Source organism: Mucilaginibacter psychrotolerans, from assembly GCF_004519315.1.
Lineage (GTDB): Bacteria > Bacteroidota > Bacteroidia > Sphingobacteriales > Sphingobacteriaceae > Mucilaginibacter > Mucilaginibacter psychrotolerans.
The window spans coordinates 228,573-240,069 of sequence record NZ_SOZE01000005.1; the positions used below are offsets into that span (position 1 = coordinate 228,573).

At 46.5% G+C, this 11,497-nt stretch carries 5 protein-coding genes; 3 read left to right on the forward strand and 2 right to left on the reverse strand.

Features of this window, described 5'->3' with window-relative positions; genetic code table 11:
* Positions 1-5: 5 nt before the first annotated feature.
* A complete protein-coding gene (locus E2R66_RS07845; RefSeq protein WP_133228077.1) occupies positions 6-2,672 on the reverse strand; it encodes a glycoside hydrolase family 2 protein in 2,667 nt (888 codons plus the stop codon).
* 420 nt (positions 2,673-3,092) lie between these two features.
* On the opposite strand from E2R66_RS07845, the gene E2R66_RS07850 reads away from it, so the two are divergent.
* Complete coding sequence (locus E2R66_RS07850; protein ID WP_133228075.1) at positions 3,093-4,214, forward strand: FecR family protein; 1,122 nt, start codon at positions 3,093-3,095, stop codon at positions 4,212-4,214.
* Positions 4,215-4,327: 113 nt separating this feature from the next.
* On the opposite strand, the gene E2R66_RS07855 is transcribed toward E2R66_RS07850, so the two are convergent.
* Complete coding sequence (locus E2R66_RS07855) at positions 4,328-5,197, reverse strand: AraC family transcriptional regulator (protein WP_133228073.1); 870 nt, start codon at positions 5,195-5,197, stop codon at positions 4,328-4,330.
* Between the two features lie 339 nt (positions 5,198-5,536).
* Between E2R66_RS07855 and E2R66_RS07860 the strand changes: the two genes are divergently transcribed.
* Both E2R66_RS07860 and E2R66_RS07865 read left to right on the forward strand, forming a co-directional pair.
* On the forward strand, positions 5,537-7,696 hold the full coding sequence (locus E2R66_RS07860) for a glycoside hydrolase family 3 N-terminal domain-containing protein (RefSeq protein ID WP_204985889.1): 2,160 nt from the start codon (positions 5,537-5,539) through the stop codon (positions 7,694-7,696).
* Between the two features lie 360 nt (positions 7,697-8,056).
* Positions 8,057-11,497 carry a SusC/RagA family TonB-linked outer membrane protein gene (locus E2R66_RS07865; RefSeq protein WP_133228071.1) on the forward strand — a complete coding sequence of 1,147 codons (3,441 nt, stop codon included), beginning with the start codon at positions 8,057-8,059 and terminating at the stop codon, positions 11,495-11,497.

Below are 11,497 nucleotides of genomic sequence, written 5' to 3' on the forward strand. Positions count from 1 at the left end.
TTGTTTTATTGTCCGATAGCGATAAACCGCTCAGGCCCGTTCCATCCGCTTACGCTTATCAGCGGTTTAGGCGCATCTTTTACCGGCGTGTATTCAACCATCACCTTTTTGGTTTCGCCCGGCAACACCGTAACGTAGTTATCGCTGTAGAACGCAGGCAACAGCCTTGCCTTGGTTGTTGCATCCACTACAGATAGCCTGTTGAAGAAAGCAAGCGGGCCTTTAGCGGCATTGGTAAGTGTTACCTCTATTTTACCATTTGATAGATTGGTGGCTGTTACCTGCAGGTTGGCCTTGTCCATCTTTTGTAGGCCGGTGTAATCGCCTTTTTCGTTAGCTACCCAGTAAATATTTTGGCTCAGCAAGGTTTTATCCTGCGCCAAAAGCTCCAGCACCACAAATGCGCCATCTTCCTTGGCAGCCGCATCAATATTTGGTTTGATGGATAGGTACCGCTTGGTAGTAGCCGCCGTAACATCGGCAAACACTTGCGTTATCAGGGTTTCTTTGCCGGCCATATCGTATATTTTAGCCACCAGCATCAGGTTGGTCAAGGGTTTGAAAGTATTGTTGGCTACCATTACCATGCCATCCGTTGGGTTGTACATAATGTGGAGCGGTGCGCTGCCGTTGTGCAGGCCGTAGAGGCAGGCATTGGGGTCAAGGTAGTAATCGTACATCTGCCCGCGCATGGCCGTCCATGGGTTTTGCGTTTTCCAGATGATGGTGCCCGTGTACCAATCCCACATATGCGAACTGAAGCCTTCCATCAGCGCACGGTACTGGTCGTAATTTACCAATTGCGCCTTATTGGCAAAATCCTCCGCATCCTTTGGTTTGCCGTATTTATTGATGAAGCCATCATAACCGATGTATTTATGGTAATCCCAAACCGGGTCGGTTTTGGTTTTATGGGTATTTTCGTCATAAACGGGCGGCACTAGGTTCTCCGCCGGTATAAACCTTTTCAGTGATTCGTAATCGCTCACCCCTACCGAACCTACTTCCGAGTTGAACGGGAAAGTACGGTCGTTCCAGAACACTGATAAGGGTTGGATCCCGTAAGGCCCATCGCCATTGCCGCCCGCCACATTACGCGACATGTTTTCTGAGTTGGAGTATTCTATAAACCAGCGTGTGTTATCCAAAGCGGGCATAATCGTGTCTTTCAATGCTTTCAGGATATCCTCGGGCGGGGTAATTTCGTTGCCACCGCACCATATGGCCAAAGATGCATAGTTGCGTATCATCTTCACCTGATCTTTGATAGATGCGAGGTACAGGTCGTGGTCATCAGGATATTTGCGGCGAGTCCATTGATCTTCCAGCTTCATCGGGTCTATCCAGCGGCCGTTACAATCGCCGGAGCCCCACATATCCTGGAAAACCAGCATACCATATTTATCGCATGCCTCGTAAAACTCGGGGCGTTCTATCAATGCGCCGCCCCAAACCCTTATCAGGTTCAGGTTCATATCGCGGTGAAAGCGCACTTCGGCATCGTAGCGGGCATCGCTAAAGCGTAGCATCTCATCAGAAACTATCCAGTTGCCGCCTTTGATAAAAACACGCTGACCGTTTACATTTATCTGGCGGCTCTCGGTGCGGGCGTTCCATTCGGTAGTAAGTTGCCTCACGCCAACCGAAATATCCTGCTGGTCAGACACCTTGTTATCCGCTACAAATTGCAGCCTAAGGTTATACAAATTCTGAGGGCCATAGCCGTTTGGCCACCATAGCTTAGGATTCGCAAGGCTATAGTCGTCCAACTTTATCTCCTGCGTTGCATTTGCTTTGAGCGTGACTTTCTTCGATATCGTTTTACCATCTAATATATACTGCAGCGTGCCGCTCACTGGCGCATTGCCGGCGTTTTCCAGTTCGGTGCTTACTTTAATGATGGCCGGTTGCTGAGCGCCATCAGGCTGGCGGATGCCGGGGACCAGTGTTACCACGTGCGGGTTGTTTATTTTTACAGCACCGGTAGTCTGTATGGTTACCTTATCCCAAATTCCGGTGTTGCGGTCGCGGATGGGCTGTATCCAGTCCCAGCCTGCGGTGTATTGTATGCCTACGTTTTTGGCAATGGTACCATCGCCGCCCTGGCCGCCATTGGCATTACCCACCACATCAGGCGGGTAAACAATCACCGCCAGCCTGTTGTTGCCTGCCGCTGTAAGCCATTTGGTAATATTAAAACTGCGGCGCATAAACATGCCGTTATTCAACTGGCTATTTAATTTATGCCCGTTCAGGAACACATCGAAGCTGTAATTTACTCCCCTAAAGTTAAGGTACACCTGGTTGCCTTTTGTCGCGGCAGCCTGCTTAAAATCTTTCACGAACCAATAGGTATAATAATCGCGCCCGGTTTTGTAGATATCGGGTATCTGCTCGTTGTTCATCCCGTAAAAAGGGTCGGGCATTTGCTTGTTGGCTACCAGGGTGGTAAGCACGGTACCGGGTACGGTGGCGGGCATCCAGTCATTGATATTATAGTTGATGGAGGATATAGCTGTTCCCGGGTCTTTTGTATTGGCAATGGGTGCGCAACGCCAGCCGGTGTTCAATTCGTAACTGTTTTGCGCTTTTACAGATTTTGTAGGGGCAACTAAAGTAATTACCAGCGCAGAGATGAATAGCGCCTTGGCAATGGTAAGGGATTTAATCATGTTTTTTTATGTGATGTGGGGATTTCAAAAGCGTCGCGCTTTTTGCAGGCTGTTATGCCAAGGATGCAGCAATAAACGCCGTTTGCTTAAATGACAACGAATAGCACCCTATTGCCTACAGGCAAATTGAAATACTTTTTTAACATTTTACAGTACAGAATGCTATTTAATGTAACCGGATGCTAAAAATCAGCGTCTTATATGTAAATTAGCGTTTAAAATGCCGCTTTTTCAATGTCTTAATCGGAAGAATACAAAAAAGCCTGCAATTTAAACCTGAAGAAAATATTTTCTTAATTTAATGGCAATAACGGTGATGGTTAAAAGCATGATTATAGTTTTACTATATTTTTTTTTCATGCTTGTAAGTAATTCCGTTAAAAAGTTGTCCATATTAAAAAGTGCGGGTTACTAATAACGATGGGCAACGATAAATTTATTGAACTGGTTTCAAAACAACTTACAGACGATATAAGTCCGGCGGAAAGCGCCGAGCTGAAGCACCTCATCAGTACCTATCCTGCCTATAAAAAGCAATACGACGAACTTTCTACCTATTGGGAGCACACCGATACCGAATATACCGACGATGCTACCGCTTTCCAGAAAATACAGGATAAAATAAGTAAGCGAGAAACTGCCGGCGAAAACAAAGCCGAAGACGAAGACGAGATAGCGCAAATCGTGCCCCTGCCCCTTGTAAAAAAAAACAATAGCATAACGCGTTTTTGGCCAGCAGCAGCTGCCGCAGTAATTTTATTGGCGGGGGGGGCGTACTTCTTCAAAGAACGCGCTCCGCAGTACAAGACGGACGCATCCACCTTGGGCTGGCAGCAAAAAACCACAAACAAGGGCGCAAAATCAATCATCACCCTGTGCGATGGAACCCGCGTTACGCTCAATTCAGAAAGCACGCTCAAATATCCGGCAGCCTTTAACGGCCAAACCCGCGAAGTTACGCTAACCGGCGAAGCTTTCTTTGATGTTACCAAGGACCATCAACACCCATTTATCATTCATACCAATAAGATGAACGTAAAGGTTTTGGGTACCGCATTCGATGTAAAATCGTACCCCAACGATGATGTTAGCGAAACTACCCTAATACGCGGAGCCATAGAAGTTACACTGAAAGACCGCCCGTCAGACCGTATCATCCTGAAACCAAAGGAAAAACTGATTGTGACGAATGCTGCGGCAACCATTAAGAAATCTCCGGGCAAAGGAGCGGCTAATGATACCACTCCTGCTGCTCAGTATGTGCTCACCTCGCTTAGCTATATCCGCCAGAATGATAGCACCGTATCCGAAACCTCCTGGATAAACAATCGATTCGCGTTCGATAATGACAACTTTGCTACACTCGGCAAAAAAATGGAACGTTGGTATGGCGTCGACATTGTTTTTAACAACGAAGCAGCCAAGGAATACCACTTCAGCGGCGTTTTTGAGAACGATACCGTTGCCGATGCCCTTAAGGCCCTGCAAAGGATTGAGAAATTCCGCTACAAAATAGAAGGTAGCACCATTTATATCAACTAAAGGGTTGAGTAGTGCGTGGTGAATAGCGAGTGGTTGCTTATCCTTTTAATTACTGCTGCTTGTTTACTGCCGTTTATCAAACTATTCACTACTCACACCTCACTACTCACCAATTAATAATTCTTAAACGTTTTTTGATAAGTTAACGGGCTTTTTCCGGTTATCTGCTTAAAGTATTTATGAAAACTGGCGAAGTTGTAAAAGCCGCTTTGGTAGCATATCTCTTTCACGTGCAGTTTGTCTTCTATCAGCAATTTGCAGGCGTGGCCAATTCTTATCTCATTGATAAAGCGCGAATAAGTTTTTCGGCTCCTGAGCTTAAAGTACTTACAGAACGATTTGGGACTGATATTGGCAATGGCGGCTATTTCCTCTAAACTTATCTTTTTGCGGAAGTTGGCTATAGAGTAGTTGTAGATATCGTGTATCCTGTCTTTCTCCGGCTCCTGAAAGTTATGACTGAAACCAAGCGAAGCCAGTTGCACTACATCTTTGCAATCGCCAATGGCCAGTAACGCTTCCATCAACAGGATAATTTTGCGTGCGCCATCTGCAGAAAGTATTTTTTCCACCAATTCGCCAATGGCTTGCTGGTTTGCCCCGGTTATTTTTATGCCGCGCTGGGCCAGTTCTATTATGGTACGTATACCGATGTTTTCGGGAAGACTCATGAAAGCTTCGCCCCAAAAATTTTGGTCGAAATGCACCACGCTAATATCCGCAGCAGCGGGTTGTTCCTTGTTGAAATACTTATCGTCGAACTTCCAATAATGAGGCAGGTTTGCACCCAGCAACACCACGTCGCCACTGCTAAAGCTGCTTATATTGTCGCCAACGAACTGCGTACCGTCGCCATTTTTAAAATACACCAACTCCACTTCAGTATGGTAATGCCATCGGCTGTTCACGTTGGGCATGGTATCCCGGCGGGCGCTGAACGAATGGATGGCGTTCTGAGATAATTTCAGGAGCTGTGGTTTCATTTATCTGATGAAGGCTTACAAAAAGTATGTAAAATAAGTGGCTCTCTAAAGTAAGCTAATTATACTTTAAACCGTGCTGTTTTTTGCATTTTTTTCCAATATCGCTTAATAATATGATAAAAACGTTAATTTTTTAGCACATGGTTATGCCTTTATTTGTAACGCTTATACATACGCCAAAGTAAAAAAAGCCGTGCAAACAGAACACCCGTCCTGTAAAATCGGTACCTTCAGACGGCATAGCAACAACAAGTTTTTTACGGTAAAGATGGATTTGTCCCCTCCGGAAATACTGCTTAATTATTAAATAATTTTTAAAGGAAATTTACTTAACGCTTCATGAAAATCCTCTTATCTGCATTACTTTCGGTAACCATGGCCCTTAGTTTTGCTGCCGATTGCAATGCGCAGCAGGCCCCTTATTTAAACAGTAATCTTAAGGACGAAGACCGGGTGAAGGACCTACTGAGCAGGCTCACCTTAACGGAAAAAGCCATGCTGCTGGGTTACCGCAACCAACCTGTGGAACGGCTAAACATCCCCGCCTACAACTGGTGGAACGAGGGCCTGCATGGCGTGGCCCGTGCCGGCGAGGCAACGGTTTTTCCGCAGGCGATTGCTATGGGGGCAACCTTTAACCCTGCGCTGATCAAACAGGTGGGCAACGCTATATCCACCGAAGCGCGGTCTAAATACAACCTGGCTATTGCTAAAAATAACCACGGCCAGTATGTGGGGCTTACCTACTGGTCGCCCAATATCAATATCTTCCGCGATCCACGTTGGGGCCGCGGGCAGGAAACCTACGGCGAAGATCCATTCCTTACCAGCCAAATAGGCATGGCGTATGTAGATGGTATGCAGGGCAACATACCCGGCCAGTTTAAAATTGCAGCCACCGCCAAGCACTTTGTAGCCCACAGTGGCCCCGAAGCCACCCGCGACTACTTCGATGCGCTGGTAAGCGAACAAGATTTGCACAACACCTACCTGTATGCTTTCAATAAATTGGTAAAAGGTGGCGTATCCAGCGTAATGACGGCCTACAACAGCGTAAACGGTACGCCCAACTCCGTAAATAATACACTACTACAAAGCATCCTGCGCAAAGAATGGGGCTTTAAAGGCTATATCGTTACCGATTGTGGTGCATTAGATGATGTATATACCACCCACAAATATTTAAAAACCCGCGTAGAAGCCGCTGCAGCGGCCATCAAAGCCGGCATCAACCTCGATTGCTCCAGCGTACTGCAGACGGATGTGGCCGAAGCCGTAAAACAGAAACTAATAACCGATAAAGATGTGGATGCCGCGTTGGCTCCCATGCTGCTCACCCAGTTCAAGCTCGGCTTTTATAACGACCCAAAGCAATCGCCGTATTATAGTTTTGGTGCCGATAGCATACACAATGTCGGCCATATTAGCCTGGCCAGGTTAGCTGCGCAACAAAGTATGGTATTGCTAGAGAATAAAAATAACCTGCTGCCTTTAAAAAGCAACTTGTACAGCAGCATTATGGTGGTTGGCCCCAATGCGGCATCGCTTGATGCGCTGGTGGGTAGCTACCACGGTTTAAATGCCAATATGGTAAACTTTGTTGAAGGCATATCAGGCGCGGTAGATAAAGGCGTAAGAGTAGAGTATGACCTCGGCGTTGGCGAAAGCGATACTACCCACTTCGGCGGGATATGGGCTGCGGGCAATGCCGATATTACCATTGCCGTGCTTGGCCTTTTGCCGGTAAACGAGGGCGAAGCAGGCGATGCCTTCCTTTCACCATCGGGCGGCGATAAAAAAACATTAAGCCTGCCTGCGAGCCAGATTGCCTTTATGAAAGCCCTGCGTAAGGATGTTAAAAAGCCGATTATTGCGGTGATTACCGCAGGCAGCGATGTAGATATTGCAGCAATAGCCCAGTATGCCGATGCTGTTGTGTTAGCCTGGTACCCTGGTGAGCAAGGCGGTAATGCTTTGGCAGATATTCTTTTTGGGAAGGTGCCCCCGTCGGGCAGGCTACCGCTTACTTTTTATAACACGATCAACGATTTACCCGCTTTCGATAACTACGGCATGGCTGGCCGCACCTACAGGTACCATACCGGCAAGGTGCAATATCCTTTCGGCTACGGGTTGGGTTATACCACTTTTAGTTACCAGGCCGCCAGTACTATTAAAAAAGAATATAAGCTAAAGGACACCATAACTATAAGCTGCAACGTAGCCAATACCGGCAAGGCAGCAGGCATAGAAACCGCGCAGGCCTACGTTGTTTATCCGCAAATCGCTAATCTGCCCTTACAGGAACTTAAGGATTTTACGAAGGTAGAAATAAACGCCGGCGACACGAAGTTGGTGCAATTGAAGATACCCGTAGCCGAATTGCAAAAATGGGATGCGGTACAGCATAAGTTTAGATTGTTTCCGGGGAGCTATGCCATAAATGTGGGCAGCAACTCGGCAGACGAGGCCATCGTACAGCGTTTTATTATCAAATAAACGCTGCACATTCAATGTTTTTCGCAAAAAAATATGTTAATTTAAACATTAATTTTTTAATAAAGAACACACATGCTGGTGAAGCAATTAAGCTTTGGCTTAGGTGCATTACCGCAGATATTATTGTTATAATAAGGACAAAAAATAAGCCGGGGACTCCTCCCCGGCTTTCAACTAAATCTCTGATGGAGTAAAGCGCCTAATTAAACCAATTTTTATGATCAAAACACATCAGTATATAGCAAGAACAATTTATTTAACAACATTGCCTACAGGCATTTAAAAAAAATCGCAATAAAATTCATACCATCTATCTCCTATACAAAAAAACTACTGCAGCTTAATAAGTAGCTATTGATAATGAAGTTGAAGTTTATATTAACCGTATTCTTGAATATCACTGCAATTGCCACAGTATGCGCACAAAGTAAAATAACGCTTAACTTGAAATCGATGGATTTCAAGAAAACATTATCAGCCATAGAAAAGCAAAGTAGTTACCACTTTGTTTACAGCGAGCGTAAGATACCTGCCGATAAAAAAGTAACTATAAACGTACAAAACCAGGAAGTAGTAAAGGTTTTAGACCAGATATTAGCAGGATCGGGCTTTACTTATAACGAACTCCCAAACAACCTCATTGTAATTTTGCCGCTGGGCGAGCAAATGAACACCGGCAATGTTACCGGCCGTGTAATTAACGAAAACAACCAGCCGCTGCCCGGTGCCACTATCCAAATCAAAAAAACTTCCTTCGCCACCCTTACGGATGCCGACGGCTATTTCGCGGTAGATGCGCCGGATAATGCCGTATTGTTAATCACCTACATTGGCTATGCTCCGCAGGAAGTTACCGTGGATGGCGCAACCAACCTGGATGTAAAGATGGCACCATTGGATAAAGCGTTGGTAGAAGTTGTAGTAACTGCACTGGGCTTTAAGCGGGAGGAGCGAAAACTAGGCTATGCCATTACCCAGGTAAACGGTATAGAAACTGCAGAAACGCGAGAAGCAACTTTTATCAACAGCCTTGCAGGCAAGGTAGCGGGCCTTACTGTGCAATCCCCACCTAACGGCCCGGGTGGCTCATCAAGGGTTATCCTGCGTGGCTACTCGTCATTCTCGGGCTCTAACCAGCCTTTGTACGTAGTAGATGGCGTGCCCATCAACAGCAACACCAAAGAAAATACCGACGAGCCCTTGAAAGTATTCGGCGGCGGCGATCCGGGCGATGGCCTATCCTCCATCAATCCCGACGATATAGAATCTATAAGCGTGCTGAAAGGTGCTTCGGCAGCAGCCCTGTATGGCGGCAGCGCGCAGGCGGGCGTAATCTTAATCAGCACTAAAAAAGGCCTAAAAAGCCCCGGCGTAGGCATTTCCTTCAATAGCAATACAACTATAGAACGAATGGTGCCTTACGGTGATCTGCAATACGAATACGGCCGCGGCAATAACGGCAGGCTGTACACGGCGGCAGATAACATCCCCAACAGCAGTTACTTAACGGGCCAATCATGGGGGGAGCGCTTTGCAGGCCAAATGGCACTGGGTGCCGACGGCAAAATAGAGCCATACGTACCACAATTCGCTTCAACACGTTTCGATAAATTCTTCCGCACCGGGTTTGCCACCACCAACACAGTTGCCTTTACCAAAACTACCGACGATAACAGCTTCCGGGCATCTTTATCGCAAACCAGTAACAATACACCCATGCCAGGCTCCCGGTATGAAAGGTATAATGGCGTGTTTCGTTTTGTGCAAGACTTTGGCACTAAACTACATACCGATTTCAAGGCCGACCTCTCGCGCACGCTTCGTTTCAACATCCCCCTGCTCAGGGGCGATGACAGGGGTTCGTTCGTAAAGTACTTCATCCGCTCGGATAATGTTACCGATATAGCCTTTTTGAACCAAAAGGACGATGCCGGTAATTACCTATACACCTACACCAACCCCTACTTACAACTGCAGAAGGTAGTGAATAACCAAACGCAAAACAGGGTGCTGTCATCGGCCAATATAAGTTATGATATTACCGATAAACTGCATGCCAACCTGATAAGCGGCATTGATTATGTAGTTACAGAAGGCCTGCTGGTAAACCTCACCAACAATAAAAACGGCAATGGTGAGCTAAACAATAGCACCATTTACCAGCAACGCAGCGATGTGCGCGGACTACTGAGTTACGACGATGCGTTTGGCAATTTCAGCCTGAATGCCATTACAGGCTTCGAGTTCCAAAAATCCACCTACCGCTCTTTAACCCTCACGGGCACAGGCCTCGCCGACCCGAATTCTACCGCCTTGAGCAATGTAACCCTTGGTCAACCGGTGCAGGTGTCAACACCACGTTCAAAAACAAATTCTGTTTTTGCGGCAACGCAATTTGGGTATAAGAATTATTTGTTTCTGGAAGTTACCGGGCGGAATGACTGGTATTCGGCACTATCATCCAAACGAGCCGGCTTCATCAATTACATTTTTTACCCATCGGCCAACCTTAGCTATATTTTTACCGATGCGCTTAAGATAAAGCCAGGCATATTATCTTACGGCAAACTGCGGTTGGCCATAGGGCAAACCGGCAGCAACCCTAACCCCAACCAAACCGACCTTTCTTTCAAATTTACGCCAACGGTAAACAATATCCCCGGACAGGAAGTGAGCAACGTATCGTTACCGCCGAGTTCGCTGAAACCCGAAACCACTAACGAAACGGAATTAGGTACCGAGTTGCGTTTTTTTCGCGACAGGCTTTTTATAGACTTTGCCTGGTATAACAAAGTATCCAGGAATTTCCTGCTGCCAATTTCGTTGCCCGCAGCTACGGGATTCAATTCATCATACCAAAACGCCGGCTCTATGACAAACAAGGGAATTGAGCTACTTGTTAACGGAATACCCCTAAAAACCTCCGATTTTTCATGGGAATTGGGTATCAATTACGCAAAAAATAAGAACCGCGTTACTGCACTCAACGATGCCTCAGCAGTTAATGGCGTGGCTTTTTATTACAACATCAAAGCCAAGGTGGGGTACCCTTTGGGCTCTATATTCGGTACGCCCCTGCGCCGCGATGCTAACGGGCAACTGCTTTATAAAGCCATAAGTACCGATGGCACGGGCGTAAACAACGCGGTAGTAATTGATAAAGGAGCCTTAACTTACGACCCGTCGGGCAATCCTCTAAGGCAAAGCAATGGCTCGCTGGCGGTAAACAACGAAACTTATTTGGGCACTGCCAACCCGGATTGGTCGGGCGCGATAACCAACACTTTCCGTTATAAAAACTTCAGGCTGAGTATTTTAATAGATGGACAATTTGGCGGACAAGTGTATGAAGATGGCGCGCGCTGGGCATCATTCTTCGGCAACTCCAAATGGACGCTACAGGGCCGCGATGGTAAATATATACCACAAGGCATGGTAAACACCGGTACCGATGCTGCACCAAATTATATCAAAAATACGCTGCCGTATAACCCTTATCAGCAATATAACGCAGCGGGCACGCTGGCTTATTATGCAGACGAGATGTCGGTTTTTAGCCGCACGTTCATCAAATTCAGGCAAGTAGCTTTAAGCTATACGCTGCCCAAAGGATTTTTGGCGCATACGCCGGTAAAAACAGCTACTTTCTCGCTTATCGCGCGTAACCTCTTCTACATTCGCAAGGACCTGCCCATTTTTGATCCGGAGGCATCGGATAGTATAGGCAACGGTTTTGGGTATGATACAGGAGGATTACCCATCAGTCGTACATTTGGGTTCAATTTAAACGTCAACTTTTAG

Excerpts from the sequence above, each read along its gene's own strand:
- E2R66_RS07850 (WP_133228075.1), top strand. The coding sequence starts at position 3,093 with ATGGGCAACGATAAATTTATTGAACTGGTTTCAAAACAACTTACAGAC.
- E2R66_RS07845 (WP_133228077.1), bottom strand. The coding sequence starts at position 2,672 with ATGATTAAATCCCTTACCATTGCCAAGGCGCTATTCATCTCTGCGCTG.
- E2R66_RS07860 (WP_204985889.1), top strand. The coding sequence starts at position 5,537 with ATGAAAATCCTCTTATCTGCATTACTTTCGGTAACCATGGCCCTTAGT.
- E2R66_RS07865 (WP_133228071.1), top strand. The coding sequence starts at position 8,057 with ATGAAGTTGAAGTTTATATTAACCGTATTCTTGAATATCACTGCAATT.
- E2R66_RS07855 (WP_133228073.1), bottom strand. The coding sequence starts at position 5,197 with ATGAAACCACAGCTCCTGAAATTATCTCAGAACGCCATCCATTCGTTC.